The sequence below is a fragment of the Corynebacterium pseudopelargi genome, assembly GCF_003814005.1.
Lineage (GTDB): Bacteria > Actinomycetota > Actinomycetes > Mycobacteriales > Mycobacteriaceae > Corynebacterium > Corynebacterium pseudopelargi.
On sequence record NZ_CP033898.1, the window covers coordinates 2126400 to 2144138 of the forward strand.

The 17739-nt window shown below is 59.0% G+C and carries 18 protein-coding genes; 7 read left to right on the forward strand and 11 right to left on the reverse strand.

Features of this window, described 5'->3' with window-relative positions; all coding sequences use genetic code 11:
* The first annotated feature begins 76 nt into the window (after nucleotides 1-76).
* Nucleotides 77-847: a hypothetical protein gene (locus tag CPPEL_RS10000; RefSeq protein ID WP_123960990.1), complete on the forward strand. Its 771-nt coding sequence runs from the start codon at nucleotides 77-79 to the stop codon at nucleotides 845-847.
* Nucleotides 848-929: 82 nt separating this feature from the next.
* Here the strand turns inward: CPPEL_RS10000 and CPPEL_RS10005 are convergent, their stop codons facing one another.
* The gene (locus tag CPPEL_RS10005) at nucleotides 930-1676 is read right to left on the reverse strand and encodes a phosphoglyceromutase (protein ID WP_123960991.1); all 747 of its coding nucleotides are present in this window, start codon (nucleotides 1674-1676) and stop codon (nucleotides 930-932) included.
* A 9-nt stretch (nucleotides 1677-1685) separates the two neighbouring features.
* Between CPPEL_RS10005 and CPPEL_RS11175 the strand changes: the two genes are divergently transcribed.
* Nucleotides 1686-1826: a hypothetical protein gene (locus tag CPPEL_RS11175; protein WP_164470414.1), complete on the forward strand. Its 141-nt coding sequence runs from the start codon at nucleotides 1686-1688 to the stop codon at nucleotides 1824-1826.
* Here CPPEL_RS11175 and mshA read toward each other — a convergent pair.
* Nucleotides 1823-3088, reverse strand: a complete 1266-nt coding sequence (gene mshA, locus CPPEL_RS10010) for a D-inositol-3-phosphate glycosyltransferase (protein WP_123960992.1) — start codon at nucleotides 3086-3088, stop codon at nucleotides 1823-1825. The two genes, CPPEL_RS11175 and mshA, sit on opposite strands and share 4 nt — an antisense overlap.
* A gap of 43 nt (nucleotides 3089-3131) precedes the next feature.
* On the reverse strand, nucleotides 3132-3914 hold the full coding sequence (locus CPPEL_RS10015; protein ID WP_164470415.1) for an aldose epimerase family protein: 783 nt from the start codon (nucleotides 3912-3914) through the stop codon (nucleotides 3132-3134).
* Between the two features lie 255 nt (nucleotides 3915-4169).
* On the opposite strand from CPPEL_RS10015, the gene CPPEL_RS10020 reads away from it, so the two are divergent.
* On the forward strand, nucleotides 4170-5876 hold the full coding sequence (locus CPPEL_RS10020; RefSeq protein WP_123960994.1) for a long-chain-fatty-acid--CoA ligase: 1707 nt from the start codon (nucleotides 4170-4172) through the stop codon (nucleotides 5874-5876).
* Here CPPEL_RS10020 and CPPEL_RS10025 read toward each other — a convergent pair.
* Nucleotides 5873-7000, reverse strand: a complete 1128-nt coding sequence (locus CPPEL_RS10025; RefSeq protein ID WP_123960995.1) for a UDP-N-acetylmuramate dehydrogenase — start codon at nucleotides 6998-7000, stop codon at nucleotides 5873-5875. The genes CPPEL_RS10020 and CPPEL_RS10025 overlap by 4 nt on opposite strands.
* A gap of 23 nt (nucleotides 7001-7023) precedes the next feature.
* Between CPPEL_RS10025 and CPPEL_RS10030 the strand changes: the two genes are divergently transcribed.
* The 3 genes from CPPEL_RS10030 to CPPEL_RS10040 all read left to right on the forward strand — a co-directional run bounded on the left by CPPEL_RS10030 (nucleotide 7024) and on the right by CPPEL_RS10040 (nucleotide 9301).
* The gene (locus CPPEL_RS10030) at nucleotides 7024-7527 is read left to right on the forward strand and encodes a DUF2505 domain-containing protein (RefSeq protein WP_123960996.1); all 504 of its coding nucleotides are present in this window, start codon (nucleotides 7024-7026) and stop codon (nucleotides 7525-7527) included.
* 24 nt (nucleotides 7528-7551) lie between these two features.
* Nucleotides 7552-8370: a class I SAM-dependent methyltransferase gene (locus CPPEL_RS10035; RefSeq protein WP_123960997.1), complete on the forward strand. Its 819-nt coding sequence runs from the start codon at nucleotides 7552-7554 to the stop codon at nucleotides 8368-8370.
* Nucleotides 8371-8473: 103 nt separating this feature from the next.
* Nucleotides 8474-9301 (forward strand): LmeA family phospholipid-binding protein, encoded by an 828-nt coding sequence (locus CPPEL_RS10040; RefSeq protein ID WP_164470416.1) that lies wholly within the window; start codon nucleotides 8474-8476, stop codon nucleotides 9299-9301.
* An 8-nt stretch (nucleotides 9302-9309) separates the two neighbouring features.
* On the opposite strand, the gene CPPEL_RS10045 is transcribed toward CPPEL_RS10040, so the two are convergent.
* The 7 genes from CPPEL_RS10045 to CPPEL_RS10075 form a co-directional block, all read right to left on the reverse strand.
* The gene (locus tag CPPEL_RS10045; RefSeq protein ID WP_123960999.1) at nucleotides 9310-10050 is read right to left on the reverse strand and encodes a beta/alpha barrel domain-containing protein; all 741 of its coding nucleotides are present in this window, start codon (nucleotides 10048-10050) and stop codon (nucleotides 9310-9312) included.
* 13 nt (nucleotides 10051-10063) lie between these two features.
* Complete coding sequence (locus CPPEL_RS10050) at nucleotides 10064-10360, reverse strand: DUF2516 family protein (RefSeq protein WP_425453793.1); 297 nt, start codon at nucleotides 10358-10360, stop codon at nucleotides 10064-10066.
* Between the two features lie 16 nt (nucleotides 10361-10376).
* A complete protein-coding gene (locus tag CPPEL_RS10055; RefSeq protein WP_123961000.1) occupies nucleotides 10377-11687 on the reverse strand; it encodes a DUF445 domain-containing protein in 1311 nt (436 codons plus the stop codon).
* A gap of 118 nt (nucleotides 11688-11805) precedes the next feature.
* A complete protein-coding gene (locus CPPEL_RS10060; protein WP_123961001.1) occupies nucleotides 11806-12153 on the reverse strand; it encodes a hypothetical protein in 348 nt (115 codons plus the stop codon).
* 251 nt (nucleotides 12154-12404) lie between these two features.
* On the reverse strand, nucleotides 12405-13154 hold the full coding sequence (locus tag CPPEL_RS10065) for a succinate dehydrogenase/fumarate reductase iron-sulfur subunit (RefSeq protein ID WP_123961002.1): 750 nt from the start codon (nucleotides 13152-13154) through the stop codon (nucleotides 12405-12407).
* On the reverse strand, nucleotides 13154-15169 hold the full coding sequence (locus tag CPPEL_RS10070; RefSeq protein WP_123961003.1) for a fumarate reductase/succinate dehydrogenase flavoprotein subunit: 2016 nt from the start codon (nucleotides 15167-15169) through the stop codon (nucleotides 13154-13156). The genes CPPEL_RS10065 and CPPEL_RS10070 overlap by 1 nt, the downstream gene beginning before the upstream one ends.
* A 21-nt stretch (nucleotides 15170-15190) precedes the next feature.
* A complete protein-coding gene (locus CPPEL_RS10075) occupies nucleotides 15191-15949 on the reverse strand; it encodes a succinate dehydrogenase cytochrome b subunit (protein WP_123961004.1) in 759 nt (252 codons plus the stop codon).
* A 371-nt stretch (nucleotides 15950-16320) separates the two neighbouring features.
* Here CPPEL_RS10075 and ramB point away from each other — a divergent pair, with 371 nt between their 5' ends.
* Nucleotides 16321-17733, forward strand: coding sequence for an acetate metabolism transcriptional regulator RamB (gene ramB / locus CPPEL_RS10080; protein WP_123961005.1), 1413 nt, complete (start codon nucleotides 16321-16323; stop codon nucleotides 17731-17733).
* The last annotated feature ends 6 nt before the right edge of the window (nucleotides 17734-17739 follow it).

Here is a 17739-nt window from a genome sequence, read left to right on the forward strand (position 1 = left end):
ACGTACACTTCGGGCAAGAGGTGGCAGGTATGCACGATGCCTGCCATTGATTTCTAACCTCCAGGAGTGATGCTTGATGAAGATGCGTTTACACAACCACAAGCGCAGCACAACGCTATTGGCCGTACCGTTCATACTGGCTTTGGGGCTGAGCGCTTGTAGCTCCGACGGAGATAATGACTCCGCCGAGACGCAAACCAGCACCAATACTGTGACCAGCACGGCGCAATCGACGATCGAGCAGACGCAGGCAGCGACCTTGCAAGAGATGATCGTTGGCCCCGATGATGCACCTGAGGGCCTTAAGCACGCCGATGTTTCTATGGTCAACGATCTTGCCTCTGAGCTTGGCGGCAACCTCAACCTCGACGGTGGAGTACAGCCCGAGCAGTGCCAGCCGTTTGCAGCCGATATTTCCACCGCAGCAAAGTGGGCGGCACTGCCCCAAAACGAAGCTGCCACCGCGCTCTACACCACCCCTGATGACAATGAGGCTGTGATGGTGCGCATCGACGCCACCGAAACCACGGTGAACCCCGAAGAGTGCGCCACCTTTACCCGTGAGTTTGATAATGAGCTGGCTAAGAGCGTGAGCACCTACACCGTGACCCCCATGGAGATTTCCATTGAGGGCGCAGACAATGTGGTGGCCGTGGAAGAGCAAATGCAGAGCATGAATGTTGGCGGCCAGGAACTTGAGGTTCCCCCGGCCGGTGCCCAAAACGTGATCATCACCGGCACCACCCAGGGCAAGACCTTCACGGTGATTGGCTCCAACACCATTCCGAAGGAAGTGCTGCAGGCGCTTGCTCAAAACCAGGTGAATAAGATCAACGAGAACTCCTAGGCTCTTTTAAGCGCTACAAAGAGCGCAAAACGCACCCAATCCCTTGGCGGGTTGGGTGCGCTTTTTATTGAGCTAGCAGTGGTTATTTTCCACCCTGCGCTGCAACAGCAGCGGCGCCAGCGGCAGCGGCCTCGGGGTCGAGGTAGGTGCCGCCTGGGTTTTGTACCTTGCCTTCGGCATCAAGCTCGTACACCAGCGGGATGCCGGTGGGGATGTTCAGCTCTGCAATATCCTCATCGGAGATATTGTCCAGGTGCTTGACCAGGGCGCGCAGGGAGTTACCGTGCGCTGCGATGAGGACGGTTTCGCCCTTCTTTGCGCGCGGCAGGATCTCCTGCTCGAAGTAGGGCACGAAGCGCTCTACAACATCCTTGAGGCACTCGGTTTGGGGTACGGCATCCAGGTCGGCGTAGCGCACGTCGTTGGCCTGGGAGTATTCGCTGTCGTTATCGAGTGCTGGCGGCGGGGTGTCGTAGGAGCGACGCCATGCCATGAACTGCTCTTCGCCGTACTTATCCTTGGTTTCTGCCTTGTTCAGGCCCTGCAGCGCGCCGTAGTGACGCTCGTTGAGGCGCCAGTCGCGCACAACGGGAATCCAGTGACGATCAGCGGCATTGAGCGCGATGTTGGCGGTGCGGATAGCGCGGCGCAGCAGCGAGGTGTATACAACCTCGGGCAGCACGCCTTCTTGCTTGAGCAATTCGCCGCCGCGACGAGCCTCAGCCTCGCCTTTTTCGGTGAGGTTTACATCGACCCAGCCGGTGAACTGGTTGGATGCATTCCACTCACTTTGACCGTGACGCAGAAGAATCAATTTGCCATTACTCATGCCTCAAGCATGCCACCAAACGTTCCAATTCGCCGTGGATCAGGCTCCCTCAAGGCCAAAATGTGGGATTATTTACATTTGCGCCCGGTTGATGCCCGTTCGGGCATCGTGCTTTTCGACGCCACCGCCCACACCCCAAGCGCTGCTTAAGCCCCTTCGGGTTTGCGCTGCACGCAGCTATCCACGCTCAGGGCAAGCGCTTGGCCATAGACCTGCTCAAGTTCTTCTGCAGCCCGCGCCCAGGTGAATTGCATGGCATGCTCCCTGGCTGCCACACCCATGGCGATGCGACGTTGGTCGTCGTCAAGCAAGGAAGCAATAGCGTCTGCCCAATGACCTGGTTCATGATCTTCTACCAGCACACCCGTGGTGCCATCGTCGACGGCGATGGGCAAACCACCCACGCGAGCCGCAATCACCGGAGTACCGCAGGCCTGCGCCTCGATAGCCACCAGCCCAAAGGACTCGTTATAGGAAGGCACCGCCACCACATCAGCCGCCTGGAAAATGGCCACCAGCTCCTCGGCGGGGCGAGGATCTAAAAAGCGCACCCTGTGGCAAATACCAAGTGAGCGGGCAAGTTCCGTGTAGTGCTCCACCGTGGCTTGAGCACCCGAAGGCCCACCACACAAAAGCACGCGCATATCGCGATCAGGGTCGCGGCGGAAAAGCTCAGCGACGGCCTTGAGCAGCACCTGCGGGCCTTTAAATTCCTGCAGCCGCCCCACAAAGGCCACCACCTTGGTATGCAGCGGAATACCCAAATTACGACGAGCCAGCTCAGTATTGCGCTGCTTGCCGGGGGTAAACAGCTCCACATCGGCACCAGGGGCAATCACCGCCACCTTCTCAGGCTCCGCATCATAGTGGCGCACCAGATCATTGGTTTCTTCCGGGGTATTCACCACCAAAATATCCGCATTATCTACCAACTGCTGCTCACAGATGCGCCGCGCATCAGACTCAGGCGTGTCATTGGAGGTGCGATGGGTGTTTTTCACCGCCGCCAAGGTGTGCGCAGTATGGACCAGCGGGGCTTGCCACAGATCACGCAGCAGCCAACCCACCTGCCCAGAAAGCCAATAGTGGGAATGGATGAGGTCATAGTGAAGCTGCTCGCAACGAACAAATTGCAAAATCCCGCCAGCAAAGGCCGCCAACTGGGTGGGTAATTCCTCTTTACTCAAGCCCTCATACGGGCCTGCCACCACATTGATCACCCTTAAACCGGGCTCTACCTCCACCACATGCCCTTGGCTTGGGCGCGTGGCGCGGGTAAAAACATCCACCTGCACACCACGCCTGGCCAATTCGCAGGCAGTGGAGAGCACATAAACATTCATGCCCCCTGCATCGCCAGAACCTGGTTGCTGCAGGGGGGAAGTGTGCATAGAAATCATGGCGATGCGCATGCTGCCATCCTAGATGCACCCCGTCGATGCTTAAGGAGCTAGCTTATTCCTCCACGTGAATGCGCATCCCCACCGTGGCCGCATCACCACTGCGAAGCCGCACCCCTTTGAGGCCATCGCCGAGAAGTGCTGGTTCAACGCACACAAAATTGCGCCATTCACCAGGGCCAATATCCTCTATGGCCGCGGCTTGTTGCTCGCCGGGGTTCCACACAACGGTGGCATCTGCCCCAATCGGCGAGACCACGATCCGGCGCACGCCATCGTCGATCACCACGCGGCGTGACTCATGGGCAATCACATCGAACTCACCTTGGATCCGCAGCTCCTTGGGCAAGGAGTACTCCTCGCCGCTGAGCTGGTTTAGTGCGCGGGTGCCGCCGAGGCCACGCAACACCGTTGATTGGATATCCCCCACCGCAAAATAGGGGTGCAAAGCAAATTGCGCCGTGGTGGGCCGAGATCCTCGATTGATGGCCTGGAGGGTAATACTGAGTTCCTCATCCTCCCTGCGGGTGCGCAACTCAAGGCAGATATCTTCGTGGCGCAACTTCGCCACGAATCCCTTCGGCTGCTGTTCAACGCTCCACAGTTCCCGGCGCGCCCAGCCATGTGATGGGCTTTGGCCAAGCAAGCCACCAAACCAGGGGGCAATCACCGGTACACCGCCTCGGATGGATTCGCCTACGCCAATATTGGCCTTGCTTGAGAGGTAGAAGAGTTCGCCGTGACCTGTGCTTGCGCTGGTGACGTGCCCGCCGGCCGGGCTGATGCGCATGCCTGCATGGGAAAGCAATGAGGGAGTTTCGGCATTGTCATTGGACATGCACTCGAGGGTAATCCTGGCGTTCACGCGGTGAAAACTTTCAGCAGGGTGTATTCGGGCACACTGCGTAGCCCAGGAGTGGAAGCGATGGGCTGGATCATTTTCAGGTAGAAAAGAAAGTAAAAATCTCATCGTGGTGTGGCACCTCGGCCAGATCCGGGGTTACGCTAGGGTAACTAAGCTCCGGTAACGAAGCCTGGCTAACTAAGCCTGCGTGCAAACCTCGCACTACTCAACCACCAATAAGGAAGTGGCATGTCAGCGTTAGAAAAGAAATCATGGCTGCAGTACTACGGCGATTGGACTCCCCCAACGCTGGAGTATGGCGATACCACCTTGTTGGATATCTACGATCACAACCTCGAGATCAACGCCAATAAGCCAGCCACCTATTTCTTTGGCCGCCAGATGACGTATGGCGAACTTGATAAGCGCGTGCGTTCCGCGGCTGCTGGCCTGCGCGCCCTGGGCGTGCGACCCGGCGATCATGTGGCCATCGTGTTGCCCAACTGCCCCCAGCACATCGCCGCCTATTTTGCCGTGCTCAAATTGGGCGCCACCGTGGTAGAGCACAACCCCTTGTACACCGCCCACGAGCTTGAAGGACCGTTTAAAGACCACAAAGCTCGCGTGGCCATCGTGTGGGATAAAGCAGCCTCCACCCTAGAAAAGCTGCGCCGCACCACCCCGCTGGAAACCATCGTTTCGGTGAACATGATCGACGCCATGCCCTCGGTGCAGCGCTTTGCGCTGAAACTGCCAGTGCCGATGATTCGCAAGCAACGCGATGCCCTGAGCGCCGATGCCCCCAATACCGTGCCGTGGAATGTGCTGATCGGCCCTGCTCTTGGCGGCAATGGTGACGATGTTGTCTCCTGCCCCGAGGTAACAAAAGATTCGGTGGCCTTGGTGCTCTATACCTCCGGCACCACCGGCGCACCCAAGGGTGCCCAACTCACCCACGGCGGGCTATTTGCCAACCTGCTCCAGGGCAAGGCCTGGGTGCAAGGCCTAGGCGATCAAGACGAGCGCCTCCTGGGAGCACTACCAATGTTCCACGCCTATGGCATCACCATCGTGTTGAACTTGGCGGTATATATCGGCGGCGAGATCGTGCTGCTGCCTGCACCGCAGATCCCGCTGATTATGAAGATTATGAAGAAGCACACCCCCACCTGGGTTCCCGGTGTGCCCACCTTGTATCAGAAGATCGTGGAAGCAGCAGAGGCGAAGAATATCTCCATCTCTGGTGTGCGCAACTCCTTCTCCGGCGCCTCCACCTTGCCCACCGACACAGTGGAGCGCTGGGAGAGGCTCACCGGCGGGCTGTTGGTTGAAGGCTATGGGCTGACAGAAACCTCGCCGATTATCGTCGGAAACCCGATGAGCTCGGATCGTCGCCCAGGCTATGTGGGTATTCCTTTCCCCGATACCGAAATCCGCATTGCCAATCCAGAGAATCTGGATGAAACGATGCCAGATGGCGAGGAAGGCGAGGTGCTGGTTCGCGGCCCGCAGGTCTTTGCAGGCTACCTGAATAACCCGGAGGCCACCGAGGCCAGCTTCCACGATGGTTGGTATCGCACCGGCGATGTGGGAATCATGGAGCCGGATGGATTTATCCGCCTGGTGGCACGCATTAAAGAGGTGATTATCACCGGCGGGTTCAATGTGTATCCGGCTGAAGTAGAAGAGGTATTGCGAAGCCACCCCGACATCGTGGAGGCCACCGTGGTGGGCCTTCCCCGTGGCGATGGCTCCGAACAGGTGGTTGCTGCTATTACCCTCAACGCCGGTGCAGCACTCGACCCGGAGGGCATGAAGGAATACTGCCGCGAAAACCTCACCCGCTATAAGGTTCCGCGCACCTTCTACCACTTTGAAGAACTGCCGAAGGATCAGCTAGGCAAGGTGCGCCGCCGCGACGTGCAAGAAGAGCTGCTGAAAAAGCTCAAGCGCTAAATACTTACCCCTACCCACACCGGTTCAGGCTCTAAAGTCACACCAAAGACTTCGGCCACCCCACCGCGGATTTCCCGGGCCAACGCCACGAGATCCGCGGTGTTGGCGTTTCCGCGGTTGCTTAACGCGAGAGTGTGCTTGGTGGAAAGCCGCACCGGGGCCTGCGGGCCTGGGTATCCCTTGTGAAAGCCCGCTTTATCAATGAGCCAGGCCGCCGAAAGCTTGATGCCACCGGCAACCTCAAAAGCGGGCATAGCCTCTGCTGCCTCTTCGCCGAGCTTGGCGGCCACCTTTGAGCGCACCTCGCTTGCCTGGGCGCTACTGACAATGGGGTTGGTAAAGAAAGAGCCAGCAGACCAGGTATCGTGATCCGATTCCTGGTACACCATGCCCTTGCCACGACGAAGCCCCAGCACCGCCTCGCGCACATCGGCAATGGGCAGGCGCTGCTCCGGCTCGGCGCCGAGGGTGCGCGCTAATTCCCCGAAGCGCAAGGGTGCGGAAAGGCCATCGCTGTGTAGCTGCAAGGTGATATCCAGCACGACCGCACGCTGGGTGAATTTCAGGTTGGAGTAACGGTAGGCAAGATCCAGCTCGGAAGCGGCTGCCTTGACAATCCGGCCATGTTGCCTGTCGTACAAGGTGACCTCGACCAGTACATCGGCAATCTCGCAGCCGTAGGCGCCCACATTTTGTACCGGGGTGGCACCAGCGCTGCCGGGGATACCAGAAAGGCACTCAATGCCACCCAAACCTGCAGCCACCGCCGTAGCCACAACCTCATCCCACACAGCGCCCGCCTCAGCGCGAAGGCGCGCACTGGGGGCGTCGATGTCGATGCCGTCGAAGTCGAGGATCACAGCGGCCAATGGCACCTCGCCATCGGCAACCACCAGGTTGGACCCTCCGCCAACCACCAGCAAGGGGATCTGGTGGGCGTCGAAAAGCTTGATTACCTCCACCGCAGCCTGCTGAGAAAAGCAGCGAAAGCTCGAAAGCGGCGTGCCGCCAAGGTGCAAGGTAGTCAGTTGCGCGAAGGGCTCTAGGCCACGAGTGACGGAGCTAAGAGACGCCGCCTGCTCGAAGATTTCTTCGTAGTGAGGATCCAACAATGTATTTGCCACACCATCAAAGGTAGTCTGTACGCATGACGACACGAAGCGAGAACACCGTAACCATCGCACAACCGGCGAATAAGGTGCACGAAGCACTCACCAACGCCGACTACTGGGCCTACGTCACCCAGCACCTTTCCCCCGAACCCGGCCAGGTTCACGAGTTCAGCGAAGCAGACGGCGGCGCAGTAGCCACCCTGTTTGAAGTGCTCCCCCAGGAACTGCTGCCCGAAGCTGTCCGCGGCATGATCAGCCAATCGTTGAAGGTGAAGCGAGTAGTCAACGTTGGTGCACTCGAAGGCGATAACGCCAAGCACTCCTACACCGCCGATGTAAAAGGCACCCCTGTGGACTTCAAAGGTGAAATCAGCATGCGCGGCGAAGGCGATAGCACCGTGCTCGACTACGCCAACGAAGTCACCGTGAACATCCCCTTCATGGGCGGCGCCATCGAACCGAAGGTAGCCGAAGCACTCGGTGAGCTCTTCAACAACGAAGGCAACCTCACCGAGCAGTGGATCAAAGAAAACCTCTAAGCCTTTTCGCACCTGCAACACGCCATGGCCGACCATGCCCACAATAAGCGAGCCGAATTCGCCCGGGCTGGTCGGCTTTCGCGTCCCATCGGCGTAGTAACCAGAGGCACCACCAACCAAAACCGGCTGCGGCGCTGCGATCGATGGATGGCCAATAACCCCGCAATACAACGCCTCCTCAACCACGCCACCGACCCGCTGGCCATCGACTTAGGCTACGGGGCATCAGCTACCACCACCGTGGAATGGGCAGGCTGGCTCAGACGCATCCGCCCCGACATTGCCGTGCTTGGGCTAGAAATCGCACCCGAACGAATCCAACCGGCACAACACGGCGTGCACTTTGGCTTAGGCGGCTTTGAGCTTGCAGGCCACAACCCACACCTGGTGCGGGCTTTTAATGTGCTGCGCCAATACGACGTAAGCCAGGTCCACGATGCCTGGCACACGGTATGCAGCAGGCTTGCCCCCGGTGGGCTGTTTATAGAGGGCACCTGCGATGAGCTGGGCAGAAGAAGCACCTGGATCACCTTAGATGCCCACGGCCCTCGCAGCCTCACACTGGCCTGGGATCCGCTGCACACCGACTACCCCTCCGCGCTTGCCGAGCGCCTGCCCAAGGTGCTGATCCACCGCAATGTGCCGGGTGAGAAGATCCATAGCCTGCTCCAGCGCCTCGATCGCGCCTGGGATCACACAGCAGCGATGGCCCCATTTGGGCCAAGGCAACGATGGCGAGAAACCCAACGCATGGTGGCCGAAGAGCTCGGCATTGCACCGCAACGCCGGCGCTTAAGCGACAATCTTTTAGAAGTGCCCTGGTCGCTGGTTGCAGAGGATTAGGAATTCCAAGGCGGCTTGGCTCTTTTGCAGCGCCGCGGAGTATTTTCTAGCGCTTCAGCTTGGTACATGGCGTTTTGCAGCGAAATCAGGCACTCTTAGCTACGTGAGCAAATCATCATCAGGAATTTTCAAAGTCGTGTTAAGCATCCTCGCGGTGCTGCTCATTGTGCTCATTGGCAGCGAATTTGGCGCCCGCTGGTATGTGACCAAGCAAATCCGCGATGAAGTTGGACAAAGTGCCGATGGGCGCGAAGCAGAAGTATCGCTCGGGTCCTCGCCGCTGCTGCTGGGCATGCTGCAAAAAGACGTCAAAGAGGTAGAGATCACTACCCCGGATACCGTCAAGATTGAGCGGCCTGCTGACCCCAACGCCGTGCCCAGCATCTCCGGCACACCAGATGCGCACATCATGATCGACCACCTCGATATCAGCGACCCCGATCACCTCATTGCCCAACAGCTGCAATTAACCACCCAGCTCAGCAATGAATTCCTCCTCGCCAACCTGCAGATCTACCTCGACGGCGCCCTACCCCAAGAACCAGCACCCGATGCCAACCTGCTGGAATCGCTCGCAGGCAAACTCCTGCAAAACACCGTGAGCATCACCGACGTACAGTCGCACCCCCAAAACGGCACCATGGAAGTAGAAGTAAGCAACGGGGCAGCAAGCGTAGAGCTTGAACCACGAGTCAAAGATGGCCAGCTCACCTTCGTGGCAAAGAACACCTCGGTTCTTGGATTCAGCCTCCCATCGAGCGTGTCCGATGCCCTAACCCAAGCCTTTAAACAAGCCGCAGGCAGCATCGACGTTGGCCTGGAATTCAAGGGCATCAAGGTGCTCGACAACGGCATGGAAGTAGAGCTCGAAGGCCACAATATCGACCTCAATGAGCTATCCGCCGAAAATAACTTCGGGCCTTCTGCCTAAGCTGCTAGCTATATATCTAGAAGATGGGTGATCCAAAGCCCCGTAGCCCCCGCCTCAACCACGGCGGGGGCTTGCTCATTGCTACACACCGCCATCACCGGCACGCGGCTGTGCTGGCTTAAGTGCCAAACACCCTCAGCAGCACTCTCATGCGGCCCGGCAATAATTGCGTCAATGCCCACAGGGCCAAGCTGCCTGGCGGCCCAAGCAAGCTGCTGGGCATCAAAGATGGTGGTGTCTACAAAGACCGCGAGCTGCGCCGGATGCGGGACGGCTTCGCGTATGGACGCGACCTCACTAATGAAGCCCGTGGAGTTCATGACGGCGATATTGGCGTATTCGGGCACCACGGCCACCATACTGGCGCCTTCTTGGACGGCGAGGCGCGCTTCTGAGGCTTTGATGAGGCGGTGGTGCTGGCCGCTGGGGTATCCGGCCACGCTGGCAACACTCACTCTTCTAGGTAAATCCTGGGGCGTTTGTGGCTGTTGTTGCCAGCCGGGTTCGGTGTGGGCGCCTGGCTCGGTGTGGGCGCCTGGCGCTGCTTGCCAGCTTTGTCCGGCCTGCTGGAACTGCTGACCTTCTTGAACCTGCGAGGCCTCCTGGCCCTGCTCTGCCGGCAGGGCGCGCAGCAGGTTCGGTGGCACCACTACCCCAATGCCTTGGGCTGCGGCGTTCTGGCATGCCTGACGCACGCTTTCAAAGCTCGCTGTGGGCTCAAGCAGGACGGCGCTAATGGGAATGTCCACTTATGCCTCGGGTTTACCAGCCGTAGGTGCCGTCGAGGATGTTTTTGATTTGCGGGCGCACATCGAACCAGTACAGGCCGATGATCACGATGCCGATCCAGGAGAGGAAGGGGATGGGCAGTAGCTGTACTGCGGCTGAACCTGCCAGCAGTGCTACCCACACCCACTTATCTTGGCGGTCGGCCACCTGGAAGGCGTCGCCGCGGGTAGAAGCGCTGAGCACTGCACCAATGGCTCCGGCTGCCACGATCAGCAGCTTGAAAATGAGGATGGCGTAGCGCAGCAGCATGTAAATAGAGGCAATAGTCATAGGGTTCTTTCGGTTTTTATACGCCAAACAAGAGGTAGGACACAGTGTAAATGGCTAAGCCTGCAATCGCACCAACGACCGTGCCGTTGAGCCTGATGTACTGGAGGTCTTTGCCTACCATGAGTTCGATTTTGTCGGCTGCCTCATCGGCATCCCAGCGCTCGATTGTCTCGGAGATAATCGAGGTGACTTCCTCGGCATAATTATCAGCTAAGAAGGCCGCGGCTTTGGTGATGCGTCGATCCAGCGCGTTGCGCACATCGGCATCCTCGTGGAGTCGGTGGCCCCATTCCAAGGAAAGCTCTCGGGTTTTTTGGCGCAGGATCGAGTGGGGATCCTCGGCGGTGTCGATGATGGTGGCGGAGGCTTTGTCCCAAAGGGTCGCTGCAATATTTTGCATCGGCTCGCTGGCCATCACGTCGTGTTTGATTTCCTCCACCTTGGCAATCATGGCGGGATCGTGCTGAAGGTCCTCGGAGAATTGGTGCAGGAAGCGTCGAATAGCTTGGCGCGCCTCATGGTCTTTATCGCGATCAACGGCGGCCGTCCACTGGATGAGCTCGCGGTACACTCTGTCGCCTACCAGCTCATTAACAAACTTCGGTGCCCAGCTCGGGGCACGCTCATCGAGGAGGCGCACGATCAGCGCCTCGGAGCCCAGCGCCTTGACGTGCAGCCAATGCACGAGCTGATCCACCACGGGCTCCACCTGGCCGCCCTGAATCAGATCTTCCAACAACTTGCCCACGGGAGGACCCCACGCTGGCTCTTTCAGCTTGTCGACGACCGCCGTGCGGATCACCGCCTCAGCATCATCGGGATCTAAGGCCCGCACCACCCGCGCGGTGAACTTGCCTACCTCTTTGGAAACCCGATCGGCGTTTTCGGGCTTAACCAGCCAATTAGCAATGTGTGTAGGCAGGTTCGCGCTTTGGATCTTTTGGGTAATTAGCGTGGCGTTGAGGAAGTTCTCTGCCACAAAATCACTCAGCGCTTCACCCACTTGATCCTTCTTGCGCTTCACAATCGCCGTGTGCGGGATTTTCAGCCCGAGGGGATAGCGAAACAGCGCGGTAACGGCAAACCAGTCTGCCAAGCCGCCCACCATGCCGGCCTCCGCGGCGGCGCGAACAAAGCCGACCCACGCAGGGGTTGGATCTGTGGCGGCTGTGTACCACTGGCAGCTAAGAAAGATCACTGCTGCAACACCCAACAAGCTGGTGGCAAAGAGTTTGTGGTTGCGCAGTGTTTTGCGGCGCGCTGCTTCATCTTCAGGTGAAGGCCCTGGGACCGCGAGACGTTCTTGGCTAGCTTGCATGCGGCTCATTATTGCGCAACCCAGGCCCGCATACCGCATTGAGGTAGCAGCACTTGAGCAAATGCGGGCAGAAGAAAAGCGCCCACGGTAGTGGTGGGCGCTTGAAAAGCGAAAGCTGCGGTCTGAATTAGTTGATGCGACCGGTTTCTGCGCGGTACTTGCGGTAATCGCGACGGCCGTAGTGGATCAGGCCAAAGCCACCGACGATGCATACACCTGCAATCACAGCGCCGATCAGGGCGTAGGTTGCCCAGTGTTCCTGGGAACCAACAGACTGAGCGCCGAAGCCGAACACCAGGGTGCCGAGGCCAGCCAGGGCGGTGAGAACCAGACCCATGCCAAGCCAGGTGGAGGTCTTTTGCAGCGAAGAGTGCGGTGCGTAGTAGCTGACCGGGTCGTAGCCGTCGATGTAGTTCATGCGACCTTCAAAGACGGGGTAGCCCTCGGACTTCGTAGCCTTTACAGAGTCAGACATTGTGGTGTTGGCCCTTTCTTCCTTTTGCCTTCGCTTTGCCCGGCGAGCAGGTGCTCTGCGGCGAGCGCTATGCGTTATGTAGGTGCAAGTTTAGCCGTGGTGCGCTGCCCCACGCGATCCTCAAGGGAGTCACTGTTCTCACACTAGCCACAAATAGGGGGAAGGGGTTGATTGTTTTCAATCCTTTGGTTGATAACGCCGAACCCCCGCCTCAAAGAGGCGGGGGTTAAGCGTGGAGGTGGGCTGAAGAACTAGTCGTCCTTCGCGCGGAAGGCAGCGCGTGCGCGCTCCTTATTCACTGCGGCCACCGCGGTCAGCGGGATACCGGCAGGGCACACATCGGCGCACTCACCGTAGAGGGAGCAGTGGCCGAAGTTGGTCTCAAGCTCATCAACCATCTTGCGTGCACGCTTGCCACGCTCTTCCTTGCCAAGCGGCATGAGGGAGAGGTGCTTGAGCTTCGCACCGGTAAACAGGTGTGCTGCACCATTGGGGCAGGCTGCCACACAGGCACCACAGCCGATACATGCGGCGTGGTCAAGTGCGAGCTCTGCGGTTTGGTGGTTGAGGTGCAGGGTGTCGGCATCGGGTGCGGTGCCGGCGTTGACGGTGACGTAACCACCCTGCTGCATCACGCGGTCAAGGGCGGAGCGGTCAACGACCATGTCCTTGATCACGGGGTAGGCAGCGGAGCGGAAAGGCTCAATCTTGAGCGTCTCACCGTCTTTAACGTTGAGCAGGCGCTGCTGGCAGGCGGGCTGGTTTTGCTCGCGGCCGTGGGGGCGACCATTGACCAACAGACCACAGGTGCCGCAAATGCCTTCGCGGCAGTCGGAAGCAAAGGCGAAGGGTTCCTTGCCCTGCTCGATGAGGTTGCTGTTGACGTGGTCCAGCAGCTCCAGGATGGACATCTGAGGGACTGCATCGGGAACGTCGACCGATTCGAAGTGGCCCTCGCTGTACGGTCCGGCTTGGCGCCAGATTTCGAGATGGAGTTTCATTACTTGTAGTTCCTTGTCATCAGCGGGATCGATTCGAAGGTGAGCGGCTCGGCGTGGCGAATGAACTCGCCCTCAGCCTGGCCAGGCTCCCATGCGGACACGAAGCACCAGTTCTCGTCGTCACGCTCAGCCTCGCCCTCAGGGGAGAGGTGATCGTCGCGGAAGTGTGCACCACAGGACTCGTCGCGGTCCAGTGCGTCAACGCACATCAGCTCGCCCAAGTCGATGTAGTCGGCTACGCGCTGAGCGTATTCGAGCACCTGGTTCATTTCTTCTTGCTTGCCGGTGACGCGAACATTGGCCCAGAAGTCGCGGCGCAGTGCGCGGATCTTCTCAATGCCGCTCTTGAGGTCCTCGACATTACGAGCCACACCACAGGAGTAGTACAGGATCTCGCCGAGCTGGCGGTGGTAGTACTCAGGGCCGTGGGGGTCGGTGCCGTTGACGCTCATCAGGCGGTCAATACGAGCCTGTGCGCGCTGCAGTGCCTCAGCAACCTCAGGCGCATCTTCGCCGAGGCGCTCCTCGCCAAGGTGGTTGGCCAGGTAGTGCGGGATGGTGAACGGCAGGGTGAACCAGCCGTCAACCGATGCAGAAAGCAGCGAGTTAGCACCAAGGCGGTTAGCGCCGTGGTAGGTCCAGGAGCACTCGCCTGCTGCGAACAGACCAGGAATCGAAGTCATCTCATCGAAGTCGGTCCACAGGCCACCCATGGTGAAGTGGCAGGTAGGCGCAATACGCATCGGCGTGGTGTAGGGGTCTTCACCGATGGCCTCTTCGTACATCTGGAAGAGGTTGGAGTAGCGCTCGCGGATGGTGTCTTGACCCAGACGCTCGATGGCGTCGCGGAAGTCAAGGTAAGCGGCGTTGTGCAGCGGTCCTACACCCAGACCCTTGTTGATCTGCTGGGAGATGGCGCGGGAAGCAACGTCGCGGGGCACCAGGTTGCCGAAGGCGGGGTAACGACGCTCCAGGAAGTAGTCGCGCTCCTCCTCGGGGATGGTGTTGGGGTCGCGATCGTCCTTCTCCTTGATTGGGGACCACACGCGGCCGTCGTTACGCAGCGACTCGGACATCAGAATCGTCTTCGACTGCCACTCGGAGTTCACCGGCAGGCCGGTTGGGTGGAACTGAATGAAGGAAGGCGAAGCGATGTATGCGCCCTGCTCGTAGGCACGCATCATGGCGCCAGCGTTGGAGTTCTTTGCCAACGTGGACATGTGGTACACGTTGCCGTAACCGCCGGTAGCCAGGATCACTGCGTGACCGGTATGCGCGGTGAGCTCACCGTTGATCAGGTTGCGCATGACCAGACCCTGGCAGCGCTTGTTATCGCCCTCGCCAGTAACGATCAGGTCAACCATCTCGTTGTGGGTGAAGATCTCTACGGAACCTTCGTGGATCTGACGCTGCAGCGAAGAAGCAGTGGAAAGCTGCAGCTGCTGGCCTGTCTGGCCACGGGTGTAGTAGGTACGAGAGACCTGCACACCACCGAAGGAACGGGTAGCAAGGGTGCCGCCGTATTCGCGAGCGAAGGGAGCGCCGATGGCGTTCATGTGGTCGATCACGCGGACCGACTCAACAGCCAAGCGCCAGCAGTCGGACTCGCGGCAGCGGTAGTCGCCGCCCTTCACGGTGTCCTTTACGTGGCGGTATGCGCCATCGTTGTCCACCTTCTTGCCGCGGGCGGAGTTCACGCCACCCTGTGCAGCAATGGAGTGCGCACGACGCGGAGCATCGTGGTAGGTGAAGACCTTGACGTCGTAGCCGAGCTCGCCGAGTGCGGCGGCTGCGGCGCCACCGGAAAGGCCGGTGCCCACGACGAGCACGCGGAACTTACGACGGTTCAGCGGGGACACAAGGTTCATGTGGTTCTTGTGGTAATCCCACATTTCCTTGGTGGGAACACCCTTGGGCTCGGCGGAGTCGAGAACGCTACCGGGGCGCACACCGGGTACGACCGATGCGGGCTGGTTGAACTCAGGGCGAGCTGTGGTTTGCATGTGATTGCTCATAGTTGAAAAACCTTTACGTCCTTAGCCGATCCAGCCCAAAGCGATGGACAGCGGAATGGCGATGTTGCCGATCAACACCACTGCAGGAAGCAGGTAGGCGATGAAGAGCATGACCGCGCGCCAGCGGCGACCGGTGATACCGAGGTCGCTGGTGGCGAGCCAGATGCCGTGGGTCAGGTGCAGGAACAGGGTGACCATGGCAATGATGTAGAAGATGGTCACAGGCCAGCGAGAGAAGCTGGCGATCATGTTGGCGTAGATCTCACCGTGAACAAACTGATCCGAAGCCGCTGGTGCCACACCTGCAGTGAGGTCGAGGATGTGGAAGATGATGAAGGCCAGCAGCACCACGCCGGTCACCAGCATGGTCGAGGTGGTGAAGCTGTTCATGCCGCCCATGAGGTTGGTACGACGGAACTTGCCGCGGGACTTGTGCGAACGGCCGGTCAGGGCGAATGCACCGTAGATGTGCAGTGCCAGGCAGGCAAGCAGCACAATGCGGAAGATCCAGAGGAAAGCCTCGTGGGGGAACAGCGGGTAGAACATGTTGCGCAGCCACTCGCCGTAAACGTCGATCGGATGCGTGCCGTCGTCATAGAACGGCAAGAAGACCTTCAGGTTGCCGGCCATGTGGAAGGCAACGAACAACGCGAAAATCAGGCCGGTTACGGCCATTGTGAGCTTGAGCGCCCACGTTGGATACTTTGGCCGCTCACGCAGCGGCTTTTCAGTGATTTTGCCGTGAGCAACTGCCTCACGGTCGATATTTTGTACAGTCATGGCACCTCCAGTGTCGTATTCACTTTAGAACGCTGGTGTCACCCTAAACCACTTAGAATCCCTCGGGTGAGCCACCTCACACGGCGCCAAAAACCTGCCCCACGCTGCAGTTTAGGGTTGCCTTAGCTATCTCGCCGCTGACATATTAAGCAAAACCCCTGCTCCACCGGCTCCGATTCTGAGACACTTTGAAGGCCGCCTTAATGGCCGGAAATACACCCTATTAAATACCGAATAGTTCGGTTTTAAGGATTCCACCCATATGGGATCAATCGAAGGGATGACAGTTTTATGAAAGCAAAAGTGAAGAATTGCAAAGTTTTGCCATAAGGAACTTTGCACAGCCTCGCACCTGACTTAAAGTGTGATCCATGACAAAGACCTACGTCGGGTCACGCCTGCGCCAACTCCGCCGCGAACGCGACCTCAGCCAAGCATCACTCGCCCATGCGCTGGGACTTTCGGCCAGCTACGTCAACCAAATCGAACACGACGTGCGCCCCCTTACCCTCACGGTGCTCGACCGCATCACCGAAACCTTTGGCGTAGACCGCACCTTCTTCTCGCGCGACGATAACTCCAGACTCGTAGCCGAGATCCAAGACGTAACCCTCGACCGAGAGATCTGCCCCACCCCCATTAACCTCGAGCATCTCTCCGACATGGTGGAGCACCACCCCGACGTAGCACGGCTCATGGTGGCCATGCACCGTCGATACCGCAATGTGCGCGACAAGCTCAGCGTGGCTACCGATGCGCGCTTCGCCGGCTCCAATAACGAGACAGCAGCGGTCTCCGAGGCGCTATCGATGCCTCACGACGAAGTGCGCGACTTCTTCTACGCCCACCAAAACTACCTCGACGTCCTCGACCGCAATGCTGAGGCTTTGGCAAAGGAATTAGCCATACGCACCTTCGATATCCGCGGCACCGAGCAAGCAATCATCCAACAGCTTCGACACCACGGCGTAACCATCGATATCCGCGAATTGGGCGGAGCACTGCACCACTTCGATCGCCTGAGCAACACCATCAGCCTCTCCCCTTTGCTAGATACAGGGCAACGCGCGTTCCGCCTCGCCTCGGAACTCGGGTTCTTGCAGGCAGGCAGCACCATTCAAGCACTCGTAGAAGATGCAGGCTTTAACACCGAGGAAGCACAGCGCCTAGGCATGCGCGGGCTTGCCTCCTATTACGCGGCGGCACTGATGATGCCCTACGCACTGTTTCATGCCCAAGCCGAGCGCTGCGGATACGACATTGAATACCTCTCCACCATGTTCGGTGTGGGATATGAAACCATCTGCCACCGCCTTTCCACACTGCAAAGGGAGAACCTTCGCGGCATCCCCTTCACCTTCATCCGGGCGGATCGAGCCGGCAATATTTCTAAACGCCAATCAGCCACCGGCTTCCACTTCACCCACGCAGGCGGCACCTGCCCACTGTGGAACGTCTACGAGGCATTTAGCACCCCTGGCCAAATCGTGCGACAGGTGGCTCAAATGCCAGACGGCAGAACGTATCTTTGGATCGCACGCACAGTTCGCCACGATATTGGCCGTTTTGGCGATACAGGCAAACTCTTCTCCATCGCCCTTGGCTGCCAAATCCAGCACGCCTCACGCACCGTGTACGCCACGGGCTTAGACCTCAACCACACAGTGCCCATCGGAGCAGGCTGCCGCGTGTGCTTAAGAGAAGACTGCGCCCAACGCGCCTTCCCGCCTGTGAACCGCCCCATCCATATCGATGCGCACAGCTCTTCCATCGCGCCTTACTAAGCCGGG

Coding starts and splice junctions, on each gene's coding strand:
- CPPEL_RS10075 (WP_123961004.1), bottom strand. CDS start 15,949: ATGACTGTACAAAATATCGACCGTGAGGCAGTTGCTCACGGCAAAATC.
- CPPEL_RS10050 (WP_425453793.1), bottom strand. CDS start 10,360: ATGACTATTGCCTCTATTTACATGCTGCTGCGCTACGCCATCCTCATT.
- CPPEL_RS10005 (WP_123960991.1), bottom strand. CDS start 1,676: ATGAGTAATGGCAAATTGATTCTTCTGCGTCACGGTCAAAGTGAGTGG.
- CPPEL_RS10055 (WP_123961000.1), bottom strand. CDS start 11,687: ATGAGCCGCATGCAAGCTAGCCAAGAACGTCTCGCGGTCCCAGGGCCT.
- CPPEL_RS10065 (WP_123961002.1), bottom strand. CDS start 13,154: ATGAAACTCCATCTCGAAATCTGGCGCCAAGCCGGACCGTACAGCGAG.
- CPPEL_RS10030 (WP_123960996.1), top strand. CDS start 7,024: ATGACGACACGAAGCGAGAACACCGTAACCATCGCACAACCGGCGAAT.
- ramB (WP_123961005.1), top strand. CDS start 16,321: ATGACAAAGACCTACGTCGGGTCACGCCTGCGCCAACTCCGCCGCGAA.
- CPPEL_RS10070 (WP_123961003.1), bottom strand. CDS start 15,169: ATGAGCAATCACATGCAAACCACAGCTCGCCCTGAGTTCAACCAGCCC.
- CPPEL_RS10060 (WP_123961001.1), bottom strand. CDS start 12,153: ATGTCTGACTCTGTAAAGGCTACGAAGTCCGAGGGCTACCCCGTCTTT.
- CPPEL_RS10020 (WP_123960994.1), top strand. CDS start 4,170: ATGTCAGCGTTAGAAAAGAAATCATGGCTGCAGTACTACGGCGATTGG.
- CPPEL_RS10015 (WP_164470415.1), bottom strand. CDS start 3,914: ATGTCCAATGACAATGCCGAAACTCCCTCATTGCTTTCCCATGCAGGC.
- CPPEL_RS10035 (WP_123960997.1), top strand. CDS start 7,552: ATGGCCGACCATGCCCACAATAAGCGAGCCGAATTCGCCCGGGCTGGT.
- CPPEL_RS11175 (WP_164470414.1), top strand. CDS start 1,686: ATGCCACCAAACGTTCCAATTCGCCGTGGATCAGGCTCCCTCAAGGCC.
- mshA (WP_123960992.1), bottom strand. CDS start 3,088: ATGCGCATCGCCATGATTTCTATGCACACTTCCCCCCTGCAGCAACCA.
- CPPEL_RS10000 (WP_123960990.1), top strand. CDS start 77: ATGAAGATGCGTTTACACAACCACAAGCGCAGCACAACGCTATTGGCC.